This window comes from Streptomyces sp. ISL-43 (assembly GCF_018614195.1).
Taxonomy (GTDB): domain Bacteria; phylum Actinomycetota; class Actinomycetes; order Streptomycetales; family Streptomycetaceae; genus Streptomyces.
Map to the genome: position 1 here is coordinate 53,766 of NZ_JAGGOT010000060.1, position 17,494 is coordinate 71,259.

Below are 17,494 nucleotides of genomic sequence, written 5' to 3' on the forward strand. Positions count from 1 at the left end.
GGTGCCTGAGGCACCGACCGGGGCTCCGGCCACACTCGCACGCTCATGGCGTGACCACTACGCGCTCAGCACACTCGAGAACGCGTCATGCGGCTACGACATTCACCGCTTCCACGGGTGCCTTGATGGTCACCCGCTCCGGGCCACCCGTGACCGAGGCCACGGATACCGAATTGAGCATCGGGCGGACCGGTGCGGGCACCGGTTCGCTTGCCGCGGCCGACTGTGCCAGCTCGGCCAGCGACAGCTCGTCGCTGACTTCGCGCATGAGCTCGGACATCCGTACGTCAAGCGCGTCGCAGATCGCGGAGAGCAGCTCGGAAGATGCCTCCTTCTGCCCCCGCTCCACCTCGGAGAGATAGCCGAGCGAAACTCGGGCGGACGAGGAGACTTCGCGCAGAGTACGGCCCTGGCGCTGGCGCTGCCGACGCAGCACGTCACCCAGCAGGCGACGGAGCAGAATCATCGGTGGCTCCCTCCTCTGACCGTGTAGCCGTAACCTTCACGCCCCACCGTACCGCCTCGCGCGGCGGCCGTGCGGGGAGCGATGTCGTGTTCACTCAGGGCTGCAAACATCAAATCCCCCCGTCCTGTTCCGTATCCTGCCCCCGCAGATTCTCGCGGAGTTCGCTCGCGAGCAGCTCGAGCACTGTCCGTGCACTCTCCCTACGAATTTCCGCGCGGGAGCCTTTCAACCGCAGCCGGGCCGTTTTCCTGCTCCCGGGACCCGCCACGGCGATGAAAACCGTGCCCACCGGCCGGCCGTCCTGCGCGTCCGGACCGGCCACTCCGGTGGTCGCGATGCCCCATGAGGCACCCAGCACGCGCCGCACTCCGGCCGCCATCTCCTCCGCGACCTGCGCGTTCACCGCGCCTTCGGCGGCCAGCAGCTCCGCGTCCACGCCCAGCACCCGGTGCTTCAGCTCGGTGGCGTACGCCGTGACCGAGCCGCGGAAGGACCGGGAGGCGCCGGGGACGGCGGTGAGCTCGGCGGCCACCATGCCGCCGGTCAGCGACTCCGCCACAGCGACCGTACCGTTACTCTCCGCGAGCATCCGCAGCACATCGGCCGCAACGGCTCCGGTGTCCCCGGCAGCCGTGACGGCATTCCGTACCGCATCACCAGTCACCGAAGAATCACCCGCCTCTTGCGTTACCGCGCCACGCGACACACCGTGCGCCACACCGCTCGCCCCGCCGCCGGCCGTGCCGCTCACTGAGCGGCACGCTCCGCGGCAAGTCCCTTGCGCTTCAGCACGACCGCCTGCCGGATGTAATCCAAACCAGTGACGACGGTCAGGATGACGGCGACCGCCATCACCCAGAACCGCATGGTCGCCAGCGGCCCGGTCAGCGCGAGCACGTACATGCCCACGGCCGTGCCTTGAGCCAGGGTCTTCAGCTTGCCGCCCCGGCTCGCGGGGATCACTCCGTACCTGATGACCCAGAAACGCATGAGCGTGATCCCGAGTTCCCGGCCGAGGATCACCCCGGTCACCCACCAGGGCAGGTCGCCGAGCAACGACAGACACACCAAGGCCGACCCCATGATCGCCTTGTCGGCGATGGGGTCGGCGATCTTCCCGAAGTCGGTGACCAGGTTGTACGTACGGGCCAGATGCCCGTCGAAGATGTCGGTGATCATGGCGACGGCGAACGCCGCCCAGGCCAGCGCCCGCCAGACGGGGTCGTATCCCCCGTCGGCGAGCAGCAGCATCACGAATCCCGGCACCAGGACCAGTCGGATCATCGTCAGGATGTTGGCGATGTTCCACAGACTGGCCTGGTTGACCGCCGCGGCGCCCAGCTTCGCGCCGGGCGCGGGCCGGCGGCCGGTCCCGCCCGCCGCAGATGCCGGGGCTCCGGTCATCCGGCCGCCTCCTCAAGGTCCACGCCCAGGGGCTCCGCCACCAGGTCCACGCCCAGTGTGCCGACCACCTTCGCCGTGACGATACGCCCGGGGACCAGTCCCGCGCCGTCCGTGAAGACGACCTGGCCGTCGGTCTCGGGCGCCTGGTGGGCGGCGCGCCCGTAGGCGCCCTCGCCCTCCTCGGCCTCATCGATCGGGACGACCGTCTCGACGAGCACCTCCAGCGTCTCCCCGATCCGCTCCTCCGCGCGCTGCGAGGTGAGCTCCTCGGCGAGGCGCTGCATGTGGGCGAGGCGCTCGGCGATGGTGTCGGCGTCCAGCTTGTTCTCGTACGTGACGGCCTCGGTGCCGTCCTCGTCCGAGTAGCCGAAGACGCCGATGGCATCGAGCCGCGCGTTGGTGAGGAAACGCTCCAGCTCGGCGAAGTCCGACTCCTTCTCGCCGGGGAAGCCGACGATGAAGTTGGACCGGACGCCGGCCTGCGGGGCCTTGGTGCGGATGGTGTCCAGCAGCTCCAGGAACCGGTCGGTGTCACCGAAGCGGCGCATGGCGCGCAGCACGTCGGGCGCCGAGTGCTGGAAGGAGAGGTCGAAGTACGGGACGACCTTGGGGGTCGAGGTCAGTACGTCGATCAGTCCGGGCCGCATCTCGGCGGGCTGGAGGTAGCTGACGCGGACGCGCTCGATGCCGTCCACCTCGGCCAGCTCGGGCAGCAGGGTCTCCAGCAGGCGGATGTCGCCCAGGTCCTTGCCGTACGAGGTGTTGTTCTCCGAGACCAGCATGATCTCCTTGACGCCCTGCTCGGCGAGCCAGCGCGTCTCGCCCAGCACGTCGCTGGGGCGGCGGGAGATGAAGGAGCCGCGGAAGGACGGGATGGCGCAGAAGGAGCAGCGCCGGTCGCAGCCGGAGGCCAGCTTGACCGAGGCGACCGGGCTCTTGTCCAGGCGGCGGCGCAGCGGCGCGCGCGGCCCGGAGGCGGGCGCGACGCCCTGCGGGAGGTCCTCGGGGGAAGCCTCCGGCTCCTGGGCGTGGCCCGGGAGCGCCACCTCGGCGTCCTGGCGCGCCGCCGGGCTGATCGGCAGCAGCTTGCGCCGGTCGCGCGGGGTGTGGGAGGCGTGGATGCCGCCGTTGAGGATGGTCTGGAGGCGGTCGGAGATGTCGGCGTAGTCGTCGAAGCCGAGCACTCCGTCGGCTTCGGGGAGCGCTTCGGCGAGTTCCTTGCCGTAGCGCTCGGCCATGCAGCCGACGGCTACGACGGCCTGCGTGCGGCCGTGATCCTTGAGATCGTTGGCCTCCAGCAGGGCGTCTACGGAGTCCTTCTTGGCGGCTTCGACGAAGCCGCAGGTGTTGACGACGGCTACGTCCGCATCGGCGGCGTCCTCGACGAGCTCCCAGCCATCCGCCGCCAAGCGGCCTGCGAGCTCCTCCGAGTCCACCTCGTTACGGGCGCAGCCAAGAGTGACAAGGGCGACGGTACGGCGTTCGGGCATGGACTCAAGACTACTTCGTCCCGGCGCCGGCCCCCGCCTCCCGTCCCGGTACGACAAGATCCCCGGGGTGCGGCGCAGCACCCCGGGGATCCGGAATTCGTTATTCCTTGCTGGTCAGCCCGCCTGGGCCTGTCCCTGACGCGGGTCGTCCTTGGTGTATGTGAGACGTTCCACCTGTCCGGGCTGGAATTCGTCCTTGATCTCCTTGCCGTTCACGAAGAGCTTCACGACCCCGGCGTCGCCGAGTACGAGGTCGATGGACTCCTTGTCCGTGAACGTCTTCGACTCGCCCTGCGCGAGCGTGCCGTCGAAGAGGAGCCGGCCACTGTGGTCCTTGGCCGAGATCCAGCTCTCGCCGTCGTTGGCCGTCAGGACGACCGTGACGAGGTCCTTGGGCGCGGCGGCGATGGCGCTGTCCGAGGGCTCCGGCTTGGGGGCCTGAGGTGCCTTCGGTGCCTGGACCGAGGGCTTCCCGGCGTTCGGCGTGGGTGCGGGCTTCGGGGAGGCGGAGCCTTCCGCCACCGGTTGCTTGTCCTTGTCGTCGCCGCCGAAGGCGGTGAAGCCGACGAAGCCGATCACGGCGACGATGGCGGCGACCATGGCGGCGGTCCAGTTGGGCCGCTGCCTCTCGGGGCGGATCCGCTCGGCTTCGAACCTCGGCGCGGCGGGGGTGGGTGCCGGCCGCCCGCCGTGGGCCGCGTCGTAGCTCTCGATCAGGGGTGCCGGATCGAGTCCCACGGCGCGGGCGAGCGTACGGATGTGGCCGCGGGCATAGACGTCGCCGCCGCAGCGCGTGAAGTCGTCGGATTCGATCGCGTGCACGATCGGAATGCGCACGCGGGTGGTGGAACTGACCTCGTCGACAGTCAGCCCGGCGGCGATCCGGGCCTTCTTGAGGGCCGTCCCGATCGACGGCTCTTCGACGGAACGTTCGACGATGCGGTCCTCGGACCGGTCGTCGGTCGAAGGCCGCTCTTCTTCGGGGGAGTTGGAGTTGCCGATGGACACGAGGGCGCCTTTCGAGCGTGTAGCCACCTGCTGGATGTCCAGTCTAGGGGGGTGACGAAAGGGTGGGGCAACCGGAGGGGGGCCTTCCTACGCCATACGAATGGCTACGGGGCTCCCGCCCGGTGCGGCGGCCCGGAAGGCGCCGCCACCTTCCTCAACTGGACGCGGCCCCAGGAGAAACGGCCGCCTCCCGATCCTTTGCGCGCGCCGCGTCCGCCACGGGTCCGCCGCCGCCCCTCCACCGCCCCGCCGCCGGTCCACCGAAACCCCCCACCGCCCGCGGCGCCCCGGTCCACCGCCGCCCGCTAGTCGGAAGTCTCCCCCCGGATGACCGCGAGCACTCCGTCCAGCTCGTCGGCCTTCAGCAGCACGTCGCGCGCCTTCGAGCCCTCGCTCGGCCCGACGATCCCCCGCGATTCCATCAGGTCCATCAGCCGGCCCGCCTTCGCGAAGCCCACCCGCAGCTTGCGCTGGAGCATCGACGTGGACCCGAACTGCGTCGAGACGACCAGCTCGGCCGCCTGGCACAGCAGGTCCAGGTCGTCGCCGATCTCCTCGTCGATCTCCTTCGTCTGCTTCTGCCCGACCGTGACGTCGTTGCGGAAGACGGGCGCCATCTGGTCCTTGCAGTGCTGCACGATCCCGGCGATCTCGGCCTCGGTGACGAAGGCGCCCTGGAGGCGGACCGGCTTGTTCGCGCCCATCGGCAGGAACAGCCCGTCGCCCTTCCCGATGAGCTTCTCCGCGCCCGGCTGGTCGAGGATGACCCGGCTGTCGGCGAGCGAGGAGGTGGCGAAGGCGAGCCGCGAGGGCACGTTCGCCTTGATCAGACCGGTCACCACGTCCACCGAGGGCCGCTGCGTGGCGAGCACCAGGTGGATGCCGGCCGCGCGGGCCAGCTGGGTGATGCGGACGATCGAGTCCTCCACGTCGCGCGGGGCCACCATCATCAGGTCGGCGAGCTCGTCGACGATCACCAGGAGGTACGGATACGGGCTGAGCTCCCGCTCGCTGCCCGGCGGCAGTTTGATCTTGCCGTCGCGGATCGCCTGGTTGAAGTCGTCGATGTGCCGGAACCCGAAGGCCGCCAGGTCGTCGTAGCGCAGGTCCATCTCCCGCACGACCCACTGGAGCGCCTCGGCGGCCCGCTTGGGGTTGGTGATGATCGGCGTGATCAGGTGCGGAATGCCCTCGTACGCCGTCAGCTCCACCCGCTTGGGGTCGACCAGCACCATCCGGACGTCCTCCGGGGTCGCCCGCACCATCACCGAGGTGATCAGGCAGTTGATGCAGGAGGACTTGCCGGAGCCGGTGGCGCCGGCGACCAGCACGTGCGGCATCTTGGCGAGGTTGGCCATCTCATAGCCGCCCTCGACGTTCTTGCCGAGCGCGACCAGCATGGGGTGGTCGTCCTCGGCGGCGTCCGCGAGGCGCAGCACGTCGCCGAGGTTGACCATCTCGCGGTCGGAATTCGGGATCTCGATGCCGACGGCCGACTTGCCCGGGATCGGGCTGATGATCCGGACGTCCGGCGAGGCGACGGCGTAGGCGATGTTCTTCGCCAGTGCCGTGATCCGCTCCACCTTCACCGCCGCGCCGAGGGTCACCTCGTAGCGCGTCACGGTCGGGCCGCGGGTGAAACCGGTGACCTTCGCGTCGACCTTGAACTCGGTGAAGACGTTCGTCAGCGAGGCGACCACCGCGTCGTTCGCGGCGCTACGGGTCTTGCCGGGCCCCCCGCGCTCCAGCAGGTCCAGCGAGGGCAGGGCGTACGTGATGTCCCCGCGCAGCTGGAGCTGCTCGGCGCGGGGCGGCAGCGCCTGGGTCTCGGGCGGGGCCTTGGTCAGATCGGGGACGGACAGCGTCCCGGAGGCCGCCGCCGTGGTGTCGTGCGGCGGGGCCGCGACCGCGGGGGGCTTCTCCTCGCGGGCGGAGGGCACCGGAGCGGTGATCTCCACCCCCTCGCTCTCCACGGCGATGCCGTACGTGAGGTCGGCGACCAGCGGGGAGGGCGGCATCCCGCCATACACCACCCCGTCCAGGGCGGCGGCGGCCGCCGCGGCCACGTCGACGGCGTCCATCTCGCGGTCCATGGCCGGCCGGGCGGCGGACCGCCGGGGGCGCCGCCGGGCGAGCGCCTCCTCCTCGGCCGCGTCCTCGGGCTCTCCCCGGCCGATCTCGCCGGCACGGGCCCGCCACTGCTCGGCGTCGTGCCGGCCCGAGCTCTCCCCCTGCTCGCCGTACCCCTCGTCGAACTCGTTCGGCGCGATGATCCCCAGCCGGATCCCCGCACCGCGCAGGCGCTGCGGGATCGCGTTGACGGGAGTGGCCGTGACCACCAGCAAGCCGAAGATCGTGAGCAGCACCAGCATCGGGACGGCCAGCGGCGCGCCCATGGTGAAGATCAGCGGCTTGGAGGCGCCCCAGCCGATCAGCCCGCCCGCGTTCTGCATGGCGGTGGTGCCCTCGTCGCGCCCGGGGGCCCCGCAGGCGATGTGCACGAGCCCCAGGACCCCGATGACGAGCGCGGAGAGCCCGATGCCGATCCGGCCGTTGGCGTCGGGCTGTTCGGGATGGCGGATGAAACGTACCGCCATGACGGCGAGCAGGACGGGCACGAGCAGGTCGAGCCGCCCGAAGGCACCCGTCACCAGCATGGTGACCAGGTCCCCGACCGGCCCGCTCAGATTCGACCAGGTCCCGGCGGCGACGATCAGCGCGAGCGCGAGGAGCAGCAGCGCGAGGCCGTCCTTGCGGTGGGCGGGGTCCAGGTTCTTCGCACCCCGGCCGACACCGCGGAATACCGCGCCGACCGCGTGCGCGATGCCGAGCCAGATGGCGCGCACCAGCCGCAGGACGCCCCCGGTGGGGGACGGTGCCGGCTTCGGCGCGACCTTCTTGACCGGGGCGCGCTTGGCGGGAGCGGCCTTCTTCGCGGGCGGCTTGCGCGCGGGGGCAGCCTTCTTCGCCGGCGCCGTCGTACGGCCGGTGCGGCCCTTCGCGGTGCCCGCCGTGCTCTGGGAACCCTTACCGGACGTACTTGAGGCCATGGGCCCGAGGTTACCGGTGCGCGCCCCGGTGGACACGCGTGCCCACCCCTTCACCCGTTCGTGTCGTCCCCGGACTCCGCCGGAGATGCCCGTGCCCGGGCCCTGCCCTGACGCACCGCCAGACCTGACGGACCGCCAAGCGGGCCCGCGGACGGGCCCCGACGGATCTCAGCCCTGTGCGGGCAGCACGGCGGCTCCGCCGCTGGTACCCGGCTCCAGCGCGTCGAGCGCCCGGCGCAGTCCGGTGAGCTTGCGCTCCAGGTGGGCCGCGGTCGCCACCACCGCCGGATCGGCCGCTTCCTCGCCGAGCTGCTTGGTCAGCGCCTCCGCCTGCTCCTCCACCGCGGCGAGCCGCGCGGAGAGCTCCGCCAGCAGGCCGGCGGTCTCCTTGGAGCCGTCCGCCGAACCGTTGGAACCGCCGCCCTCCAGCTGGAGCCTCAGCAGCGCCGCCTGCTCGCGCAGTTGGCAGTTCTTCGTGTACAGCTCCACGAACACCGAGACCTTGGCCCGCAGCACCCACGGGTCGAAGGGCTTGGAGATGTAGTCCACCGCGCCCGCCGCGTACCCGCGGAAGGTGTGGTGCGGACCGTGGTTGATCGCGGTGAGGAAGATGATCGGGATGTCCCGGGTCCGCTCCCGCCGCTTGATGTGCGCGGCCGTCTCGAAGCCGTCCATGCCGGGCATCTGCACATCCAGCAGGATGACCGCGAAATCGTCCGTCAGCAGCGCCTTGAGCGCTTCCTCCCCCGACGACGCCCGGACCAGGGTCTGATCGAGCGCGGAGAGGATGGCCTCCAGCGCCAGCAGATTCTCCGGCCGGTCGTCGACCAGGAGGATCTTGGCCTTCTGCACCATGCCCTGTCCTCCTCGCCCCGGCATGGGGCCTCCCCGGCTCCTGGCACCGGCCTGTGTGCCGGGCCCCGCCCCAGAGGATGGCATCCTTGCGCCGTCCGTCCTTGTGCCGGTCATCGTAGCCCCAGTCCCGAGATCGCCACACCCTGTCACCAAGATGTCACTGTGCACGAAGCGGAAACGTGGTGGGAGGGCAGAAGGTTCCCTCGGGAGTCCCTCCCCGCCCGCCCGCTCACGCCTCAGTTTCCCCGCATATGCCCTTCCATGACCGACAGTAGATAGTCGGGTTCCACCGGCTTGGTCACATAGTCCGAGGCTCCGGACTCGATCGCCTTCTCCCGGTCGCCCTTCATCGCCTTCGCCGTCAGCGCGATGATCGGCAGCCCCTCGAACTGCGGCATCCGCCGGATCGCCGAGGTCGTCGCGTACCCGTCCATCTCCGGCATCATGATGTCCATCAGCACGAGCGCCACGTCGTCGTGCTGCTCCAGGACCTCGATGCCCTCCCGGCCGTTCTCCGCGTACAGCACCGCCAGCCCGTGCTGCTCCAGCACGCTGGTCAGCGCGAACACGTTGCGCACGTCGTCGTCCACGATCAGCACCCGCTCGCCGTGGAAGTCGTAGGTCCGCGGCGCCACGGGCAGCGGCTCCTCGACGGCCCACGCCTCCGCCTCGCCCTGCCCCGGCACCTCCGCCCGCAGCAGCGGCTCGCTCAAGGCCTTGCGGCGGCGCCGGAACAACGCCGAGGACCCCTGCCCCACCGGTTCCCCGGCCCGCGGCAGCGCAACCGGCTGCACGGACGCTACGGGGCCCTGCACGGCCGGAGCCGCGGGCAGCGCGGGCAGCGCCTCCTCGGCGGCCGGCCTGCGGTACAGCTCCGCGCGCGCGCCGCCGGGCGTCGGCGGCGCGTACCCCTGCGGGGGCAGCTCGCTCGGGTGCAGGGGCAGGTACAGCGTGAAGGTGGACCCGCGGCCGGGCTCGCTGGCCGCGTGGATCTCCCCGCCGAGCAGCCGGGCGATCTCCCGGCTGATGGACAGCCCCAGGCCCGTGCCGCCGTACTTGCGGCTGGTCGTCCCGTCGGCCTGCTTGAACGCCTCGAAGATCACCAGCATCTTGCTCGCGGCGATCCCGATCCCGGTGTCGGTCACCGAGAAGGCGATCAGGTCGGCGTCCGCCTCGCGCAGCGAGCCGGCCTCCAGCAGCTGCTGGCGGATCGCCATGGGCACGTCCGCCCCGGCGGGCCGGATCACCAGCTCCACCGCCCCGGTGTCGGTGAACTTCACCGCGTTCGACAGCAGGTTGCGCAGCACCTGCAGCAGCCGCTGCTCGTCGGTGTGCAGGGTCGCCGGGAGCTCCGGGGAGACCCGTACCGAGAAGTCGAGCCCCTTCTCCGCGGTGAGCGGCCGGAAGGTGGCCTCCACGTAGTCGACGAGCTGCACCAGCGCGATCCGGGTCGGCGAGACGTCCATCTTCCCGGCCTCGACCTTCGACAGGTCGAGGATGTCGTTGATCAGCTGGAGCAGGTCGGAGCCGGCCCCGTGGATGGTCTCGGCGAACTCCACCTGCTTCGGCGAGAGGTTCTCGTCCGCGTTGTCCGCGAGGAGCTTGGCCAGGATCAGCAGCGAGTTGAGCGGGGTCCGCAGCTCGTGGGACATGTTCGCCAGGAACTCGGACTTGTAGCGCATCGAGACCGCGAGCTGCTCGGCGCGCTCCTCCAGGACCTGCCGGGCCTCCTCGATCTCGGTGTTCTTCACCTCGATGTCCCGGTTCTGCTGGGCCAGCAGCTCGGCCTTCTCCTCCAGCTCGGCGTTGGCGGCCTGCAGGGCCTTCTGCCGGTTCTCCAGCTCGTCCGAGCGCTCGCGCAGCTGCTCGGTCATCTCCTGCGACTGCTTGAGCAGCATCTCCGTCTTGGAGTTGACCGAGATGGTGTTGACGCTCGTACCGATCATCTCGGCGATCTGGCTGAGGAAGTCCTTCTGGATCTGCGTGAAGGGCTGGAAGGAGGCCAGCTCGATGACACCGAGGGCCTTCCCCTCGAAGAGCACCGGCAGCACGATCACGTGCGCCGGCGGGGCCTCGCCCAGCCCGGAGGAGATCTTCAGGTAGCCGGGCGGGGTGTTCTCGACGAGGATCGTCCGCTTCTCCTCGGCAACGGTCCCGATCAGCCCCTCCCCCGGCCGGAAGGAGATGGGCATCTGGCCGCCGGCGTACGCGTAACTCCCGCGCATCCGCAGTTCGTACGAACCGTCCGCGCCCCCCTCCGTCCCGATCTCGGTGGTACCGCCGGCCGGCAGCGCCAGGAAGAACGCCCCGTGCTGCGCGGAGACCACCGGGGTGAGCTCGCTCATGATCAGCGAGGCGACGTCGTCCAGCTCCCGGCGGCCCTGCATCAGGGCGGAGATCCGGGCGAGGTTGCCCTTGAGCCAGTCCTGCTCCTTGTTGGCCAAGGTGGTGTCGCGCAGGTTGGCGATCATCGTGTTGAGGTTGTCCTGGAGGACCTGGATCTCGCCGGCCGCGTCCACGTCGATCTTGAGGTTGAGGTCGCCGCGCGTCACCGCCGTGGCGACGGCCGCGATGGCACGCACCTGCCGGGTGAGGTTCCCGGCCATCTCGTTCACGGACTCGGTCAGGTCCCGCCAGGTGCCGTCGACGTCCCGGACCCGGGCCTGGCCGCCGAGGATGCCCTCGGTGCCCACCTCGCGGGCCACCCGCGTCACCTGGTCGGCGAAGGACGACAGCTGGTCGACCATCGTGTTGATGGTGGTCTTGAGCTCCAGGATCTCGCCGCGCGCGTCGATGTCGATCTTCTTGGTCATGTCGCCCTTGGCGATGGCGGTCGTGACCATGGCGATCTGCCGCACCTGGCCGGTGAGGTTGGAGGCCATGAAGTTCACCGAGTCGGTGAGGTCCTTCCACGTCCCGGACACCCCCGGCACGTGCGCCTGGCCGCCCAGGCGGCCTTCCGTACCCACCTCGCGGGCCACGCGCGTGACCTCGTCGGCGAAGGACGACAGGGTCTTCACCATCGTGTTCACGGTGTCGGCGAGCTGCGCCACCTCGCCGCGCGCCTCGACGGTGACCTTCTTCGTCAGGTCGCCGTTGGCCACCGCCGACGAGACCTGCGAGATGTTGCGGACCTGCGAAGTGAGGTTGTTGGCCATCAGGTTGACGTTGTCGGTCAGGTCCTTCCAGATGCCGGTCACCCCGCGCACCCGGGCCTGCCCGCCGAGGATGCCCTCGGAACCCACCTCACGGGCCACCCGCGTCACCTGCTCCGCGAAGGAGGACAGCTGGTCCACCATCGTGTTCACGGTGGTGACGAGCTCCAGGATCTCGCCCTTGGCATCGACGGTGATCTTCTTGGAGAGGTCGCCCGTGGCAACGGCCGTCGTCACCTCGGCGATGTTGCGCACCTGCGACGTCAGGTTGTTCGCCATGAAGTTGACGGACTGGGTGAGGTCCTTCCAGGTGCCGGAGACGCCCTTCACCTCGGCCTGGCCGCCCAGGATGCCCTCGGTGCCCACCTCACGGGCCACCCGCGTCACCTGCTCCGCGAAGTTCGAGAGCTGGTCGACCATCGTGTTGAGGGTGTTCTTCAGCTCCAGGATCTCGCCCCGGGCGTCCACGTCGATCTTCTGCGAGAGGTCACCGCGGGCCACCGCCGTCGCGACCTGCGCGATGTTGCGCACCTGGGAGGTCAGGTTCCCGGCCATGCCGTTCACCGAGTCCGTCAGGTCACGCCACACGCCGGCCACGCCCGGCACCTGCGCCTGACCGCCGAGCCGCCCGTCCGTACCCACCTCGCGGGCGACCCGGGTGACCTGCTCGGCGAAGGCCGAGAGCTGGTCGACCATCGTGTTGATGGTGTTCTTCAGCTCCAGGATCTCGCCGCGCGCGTCCACGTCGATCTTCTGCGAGAGGTCGCCGCGCGCGACCGCAGTGGTCACCTGGGCGATCTGCCGCACCTGGGAGGTCAGGTTGCCGGCCATGAAGTTGACGGAGTCGGTGAGTTCCTTCCAGGTGCCGGACACCCCCTCGACCCGGGCCTGTCCGCCGAGCCGGCCCTCGGTGCCCACGTCGCGCGCCATCCGCGTGACCTGGTCGGCGAAGGAGGACAGCTGGTCCACCATCGTGTTCACGGTGTTCTTCAGCTGGAGCATCTCGCCGGAGACGTCCACGGTGACCTTCTGCGACAGGTCGCCGTTGGCCACCGCCGTCGTCACCTGGGCGATGTTGCGGACCTGCCCGGTGAGGTTGCGGAAGGCGGTGTTCACCGAGTCGGTGAGGTCCTTCCACGTCCCGGCCGCGCCCGGCACCTGCGCCTGCCCGCCCAGTTCACCCTCGACGCCGACCTCGCGGGCCACTCGCGTCACTTCGGCGCCGAAGGACTGGAGCTGGTCCACCATCGTGTTGACGGTGTTCTTCAACTCCAGCATCTCGCCGGCCACGTTCACGGTGACCTTCTGCGACAGGTCGCCGTTGGCCACCGCCGTCGTCACCTGCGCGATGTCCCGCACCTGCGTGGTCAGGTTGCGGAAGACCGTGTTCACCGAGTCGGTGAGGTCCTTCCACGTCCCGGCCGCGCCCGGCACCTGCGCCTGCCCGCCGAGCAGGCCCTTCGCCCCGACCTCGCTCGCGACGCGCGTGACCTCGTCGGCGAAGGTCCGTAGCGTCTCGGTCATCTGGTTGATCGTTTCGGCCAGCTGCGCGACCTCGCCGCGCGCGCTGACCCGGACCTTCTGTGACAGGTCGCCGTTGGCGACGGCCGTCGTGACCTGCGCGATGCCGCGCACCTGCGCCGTCAGGTTGCCCGCCATCGTGTTGACGGAGTCGGTGAGGTCCTTCCACACGCCCGCGACCCCGGGCACCTTCGCCTGGCCGCCGAGCTCACCCTCCGTACCCACCTCGCGGGCCACGCGGGTCACCTCGGAGGAGAAGGAGGACAGCTGGTCCACCATCGTGTTGACGGTGTTCTTCAGCTGGAGCATCTCGCCGGCCACGTGCACCGTGACCTTGCGCGACAGATCACCCTTCGCCACCGCGGTCGTCACGAGAGCGATGTCACGCACCTGAGCGGTGAGCCGGTACGCCATCGTGTTGACGGAGTCGGTCAGATCCTTCCAGGATCCGGACATTCCACGCACCTGGGCCTGGCCGCCGAGCTTGCCCTCGGTACCCACCTCCAGCGCCACCCGCGTCACCTCGTCCGTGAACGCGGAAAGCTGGTCGACCAGGTTGTTGACCGTCCGCCCGACCTTCAGGAACTCCCCGCGCAGCGGGTGACCGGCCCCTTCCGCGGCTTGGGTCCGCAAGTCCATCCGCTGGTCGAGATCACCCTCGGCGACCGCCGACAGCACCCGGCCCACCTCGGACACCGGCCGGGCCAGATCGTCCACCAGCTGGTTCGAGGCGTCGATCGCGGCCGCCCAGGACCCCTCGCAGGCACCGGTTTCCAGCCGTTCGCTCAGCTTGCCCTCGCGGCCCACCATCCGCCGCACCCGGGACAGCTCCCCGGTCAGGTGGAGATTGCGGTCGGCGACCTCGTTGTAGACGGCGGCGATCTCCGCCATCACGCCTTCGCCGGACACCGTCAGCCGCTTGCGGAAGTTCCCGTCCCGCATCGACACCAGGGCCGTGAGCAGCCGGTTCAGAGCGGCCGTATCGACTTCCGTCGTGCCCGTCCGCCGGGACCGTCCGCCCTTCGGGCGCGTTCCCGTACGCCGCACCGCTGCGCCAGACTCCACCGTGTCCCTCCCGAAAGGGTCGACCGCTGTTCCACCGGACATCGAGTGTTCCTACCCGGCTCTTCAAGCCTGCCCAGTGTTTCACCCTGGCCGAACCCGGCCATAACACTTCGGCACCATCGCACACCGGCCGCACCCTGCGGGTGGATTCCCCGACGAGGGCACCATGCCGACCGTGAAGGTAAGTAACCTGGCACCCGATGTCCAACCGCGTCGAAGGAGACTTGTGATCACGGCACGGGCGGCTGCCAGTTTCGATCCCCAAGGGCGCTCGGTCGCCGCCGCCCGCGCGTTCGTCCGCGACACCCTCCAGGGCTGGGGCTTCGCGGACATCGTCGACGACGCGGTGGTCCTCACCAGCGAGCTCGTCACCAACGCCGTGGTCCATGCCGGCACCCGCGCCGAAGTCCTGTGCCTGCGCACCGAGGACGGCGTACGGGTCGAGGTCGCCGACCGCTACCCGGAGCGCGAGCTCCCCCTCCACCACCCCGGCGAGCGCCCGTACGCCGACCCCGACCGCGAGGACGGCCGCGGACTCATGCTCTGCGCCGCCCTCGCCACGCGCTGGGGCGTCGAGTACACCGCCACCCACAAACACGTCTGGTTCCGCCTCGACATGCCGGACCGTCCGGTCGGTACCCGCTCCGCCGGCCCCGTGGTCCCCGACCAGCTCCTCCCCCTCGCCGACAGCCGGGTCCGCGTAGCCGTCCTCCAGATCGACGCCACCGACACCATCTGCGCCTGGAACGAGGACGCCGAGATCGTCTTCGGCCACCCCGCCGAGAAGGCCGTCGGCCGCCCCCTCGCCGAGCTCGCCGCCTGGCCGCAGACCCCCGGCACCGGCACCGGCATCGCCGAGGCCCTGCGCCTGTCCCGCTGGGAGGGCAGCTACGGCATCCGCGGCGCCGACGGCCGCGTCATCCCCGTCTACGCCTCCCACCTGCGGGTCCGCGACGCCCACGGCGAGCCCTCCATCGTCTGCCTCCTCGTCCACGACGACGAGCGCGCCCTGCTCATGAGCCCGGTACGCGTCCCCATCGACGGCGGCCACCTCGCCGATTCCCGCCCCGTGGACCCCTTCGAGATCTTCATCGGCTCCCCCGCCCCCGACGACCTCGACGGCCTCCTCCAGCGCACCGTGGAACGGGCCCGCGACCTCCTCGACGCCGACTCCGCCTTCCTCCTCCTGGCCACCGACGACGAGACCGAGCTGGAGGTCCGCGCCACCACCGGCCTGCCCTCCACCCGCCAGCGCTTCGCCCGCGTCCCCGTCGAGGCCGGCACCAACCGGTACGGCAGCGCCCGCATGCCCGCCGTCCACGAGGACCTCGCCGTCGTCCCCGGAGCCGTCCCGCTCCTGGAGAACACCGGCATGCGCTCCGCCGTCACCGTCCCCCTCAAGGTCGAGGGCCGCCTCACCGGCTCCCTCGGCATCGCCGCCGAGAACCCGGGCCGCTACTCCAACGAAGACGCCCTGCGCCTCCAGTTCGCCGCCGACCGCATCGCCCTCGCCGTCGAGTCCGCCCGCCTCGGCGAGCTCGAACGACTGCGCCGCGGCTCCCTCTCCTTCCTCGTCGAGGCCTCCGACCTGCTCGCCGGCACCCTCGACCGGGACCAGACCCTGGCCCTCATGGCCCAGATGACCGTCCCCACCCTCGCCACCTGGTGCGCCGTCTACACCATCGCCGACCCGGCCTCCGACCCGTACCTCTCCTACGTCCTGCACGAGGACGAGGAACGCATCGACGGCCTCAAGGACCTGCTCTCCCACGTCAGCCCGCCCGAACCGGTCCGCGAGGCCGGCGCCCGCCCCTGGCCCTCCACGGCGGTCGCCGTGGGCGGCGAGACCGTCGTCCTGCCCCTGCTGGCCCGCAACCGCGTCATCGGCATGCTGACCCTCGGCAAACCGTCCGAGGAACACTTCCGCCAGGAGATCCTCGAACTCGCCGAGGACCTCTCCCGGCGCGCCGCCCTCGCCCTGGACAACGCCCGCCTGTACTCCGAGCGCACCGCCATCAGCCGTTCCCTCCAGCGCAGCCTGCTGCCTCCCGGCTCCCCGGCCATCCCGGGCATCGAGGTCGAGGTCATCTACCGCGCCGCCGGCGAGGGCAACGAGGTGGGCGGCGACTTCTACGACGTCTTCCCGATCCGTCCCGGCGTCTACGGTTTCGCCATCGGCGACGTCTGCGGTACGGGCCCCGAGGCGGCCGCCGTCACCGGCCTGGCCCGCCACGCACTGCGCCTCCTGGCCCGCGAGGGCCTCGGCGGCCCGGCCGTACTGGAACGCCTCAACGCGGCGATCCTCGACGAGGGCGCCCGCAGCCGCTTCCTCACCCTCCTCTACGGCGAGCTCCACCCCCAGCCCGACGGCAGCGCCCACATGAAGGTCGTCTGCGCGGGCCACCCGCTCCCCCTGCGCTTGCGCCGCAACGGCGAGGTCGTCCCGGCTGCGGACCCGCAGCCGCTCCTCGGCGTGCTCGACGACCTGGAACTCTACGAGCAGACCCTCACCCTGGACCCGGGCGACGTCCTGCTCTGCGTCACGGACGGCGTCACCGAACGCCGCGAGGGCACCCGCATGCTCGGCGACGACGGCCTCGCCGAGGTCCTCACCACCTGTACGGGCCTCACGGCCGGCGCCGTCGCCTCCCGCGTCCTGCGCGCCGTGGAACGCTTCGCAGCCGAACCGGCCTCGGACGACATGGCCATCCTCGCCTTCCGCATCCCCGAGCAGCGCCGCGGCGACTGAAAAGCGGATGCACCGCGAGCCCGCTCCCCGTTAGGATCTGCGGCCATGCCGATCTCTCGCACGCGCCCTGATTTCACCGCGGACGAACGCACCCAGCTCGTGGGCTGGCTCGACCTCCAGCGTTCCATCGTCCAGTGGAAGTGCGAGGGCATCTCCGAGGAGGACGCCCACCGGTCCGTCCTGCCCAAGTCCCCGCTGATGACGGTGGCCGGCATCGTCTCGCACATGCGCTGGACCGAGCAGTGCTGGTTCGAGGTGCTCTTCCTGGACCACCCGGCGACCGGCCCCCAGTTCGTGGGCGAGGAGGACGCCGACTTCATGGTCGAGGGCATCCCGCTCGGCCGGCTCCTCCAGGAGTACGACCGCCAGTGCGCGGCCTCGAACGAGATCATCGCCGCGCACCCCCTCGACCAGGCCGGCCTCAACCGGGAGTTCAAGTCGGGCTCGGCCTCGCTGCGCTGGATGCTGATCCACATGATCGAGGAGACGGCCCGCCACGCGGGCCACCTCGACACCATCCGCGAACTCCTCGACGGCGACACCGGCTACTACTGACGTCGTCGGGCCGGCCCTTTCCGGGCCGGCCCCGTAACGCAAAGAAGGCCCCCGCCAATGGCGGGGGCCTTCTTTTCTTGGAGCCCTTTAACGGAATCGAACCGTTGACCTTCTCCTTACCATGGAGACGCTCTACCGACTGAGCTAAAAGGGCGGGTTGTTCGGCGGCGTCCTAC

Annotated in this window: 10 protein-coding genes and 1 tRNA gene; 2 read left to right on the forward strand and 9 right to left on the reverse strand. The window is 70.5% G+C overall.

All coding sequences use genetic code 11. From position 1 onward, the window contains the following. Nucleotides 1-85: 85 nt before the first annotated feature. The 8 genes from J7F03_RS31560 to J7F03_RS31595 form a co-directional block, all read right to left on the reverse strand. Nucleotides 86-466: a helix-turn-helix domain-containing protein gene (locus J7F03_RS31560; RefSeq protein WP_007266936.1), complete on the reverse strand. Its 381-nt coding sequence runs from the start codon at nucleotides 464-466 to the stop codon at nucleotides 86-88. Nucleotides 467-575: 109 nt separating this feature from the next. Beyond that, complete coding sequence (locus tag J7F03_RS31565; protein ID WP_214955587.1) at nucleotides 576-1,055, reverse strand: CinA family protein; 480 nt, start codon at nucleotides 1,053-1,055, stop codon at nucleotides 576-578. A 158-nt stretch (nucleotides 1,056-1,213) separates the two neighbouring features. Continuing rightward, nucleotides 1,214-1,870, reverse strand: coding sequence for a CDP-diacylglycerol--glycerol-3-phosphate 3-phosphatidyltransferase (gene pgsA / locus J7F03_RS31570; protein ID WP_214955560.1), 657 nt, complete (start codon nucleotides 1,868-1,870; stop codon nucleotides 1,214-1,216). Then, nucleotides 1,867-3,360, reverse strand: coding sequence for a 30S ribosomal protein S12 methylthiotransferase RimO (gene rimO / locus J7F03_RS31575; RefSeq protein WP_214955562.1), 1,494 nt, complete (start codon nucleotides 3,358-3,360; stop codon nucleotides 1,867-1,869). Before rimO ends, pgsA begins: the two co-directional genes overlap by 4 nt. A 114-nt stretch (nucleotides 3,361-3,474) precedes the next feature. Then, nucleotides 3,475-4,368: a helix-turn-helix domain-containing protein gene (locus J7F03_RS31580; protein WP_214955564.1), complete on the reverse strand. Its 894-nt coding sequence runs from the start codon at nucleotides 4,366-4,368 to the stop codon at nucleotides 3,475-3,477. A gap of 305 nt (nucleotides 4,369-4,673) precedes the next feature. Beyond that, nucleotides 4,674-7,418, reverse strand: coding sequence for a DNA translocase FtsK (locus tag J7F03_RS31585; protein WP_214955566.1), 2,745 nt, complete (start codon nucleotides 7,416-7,418; stop codon nucleotides 4,674-4,676). Between the two features lie 168 nt (nucleotides 7,419-7,586). Then, nucleotides 7,587-8,273: a two-component system response regulator gene (locus J7F03_RS31590; RefSeq protein ID WP_214955567.1), complete on the reverse strand. Its 687-nt coding sequence runs from the start codon at nucleotides 8,271-8,273 to the stop codon at nucleotides 7,587-7,589. 236 nt (nucleotides 8,274-8,509) lie between these two features. Then, entirely contained in the window at nucleotides 8,510-14,014 is a 5,505-nt protein-coding gene (locus J7F03_RS31595; RefSeq protein WP_214955568.1) for a HAMP domain-containing protein, read from the reverse strand. Between the two features lie 166 nt (nucleotides 14,015-14,180). Between J7F03_RS31595 and J7F03_RS31600 the strand changes: the two genes are divergently transcribed. Continuing rightward, complete coding sequence (locus tag J7F03_RS31600; protein WP_251072769.1) at nucleotides 14,181-16,763, forward strand: SpoIIE family protein phosphatase; 2,583 nt, start codon at nucleotides 14,181-14,183, stop codon at nucleotides 16,761-16,763. Between the two features lie 45 nt (nucleotides 16,764-16,808). Then, nucleotides 16,809-17,318: a DinB family protein gene (locus J7F03_RS31605; RefSeq protein WP_214955570.1), complete on the forward strand. Its 510-nt coding sequence runs from the start codon at nucleotides 16,809-16,811 to the stop codon at nucleotides 17,316-17,318. 78 nt (nucleotides 17,319-17,396) lie between these two features. Here the strand turns inward: J7F03_RS31605 and J7F03_RS31610 are convergent. Continuing rightward, a tRNA-Thr gene (locus J7F03_RS31610) sits at nucleotides 17,397-17,472 on the reverse strand. Nucleotides 17,473-17,494 lie beyond the last annotated feature (22 nt).

Coding starts and splice junctions, on each gene's coding strand:
- J7F03_RS31560 (WP_007266936.1), bottom strand. CDS start 466: ATGATTCTGCTCCGTCGCCTGCTGGGTGACGTGCTGCGTCGGCAGCGC.
- J7F03_RS31565 (WP_214955587.1), bottom strand. CDS start 1,055: ATGCTCGCGGAGAGTAACGGTACGGTCGCTGTGGCGGAGTCGCTGACC.
- J7F03_RS31605 (WP_214955570.1), top strand. CDS start 16,809: ATGCCGATCTCTCGCACGCGCCCTGATTTCACCGCGGACGAACGCACC.
- rimO (WP_214955562.1), bottom strand. CDS start 3,360: ATGCCCGAACGCCGTACCGTCGCCCTTGTCACTCTTGGCTGCGCCCGT.
- J7F03_RS31600 (WP_251072769.1), top strand. CDS start 14,181: ATGCCGACCGTGAAGGTAAGTAACCTGGCACCCGATGTCCAACCGCGT.
- J7F03_RS31585 (WP_214955566.1), bottom strand. CDS start 7,418: ATGGCCTCAAGTACGTCCGGTAAGGGTTCCCAGAGCACGGCGGGCACC.
- J7F03_RS31590 (WP_214955567.1), bottom strand. CDS start 8,273: ATGGTGCAGAAGGCCAAGATCCTCCTGGTCGACGACCGGCCGGAGAAT.
- pgsA (WP_214955560.1), bottom strand. CDS start 1,870: ATGACCGGAGCCCCGGCATCTGCGGCGGGCGGGACCGGCCGCCGGCCC.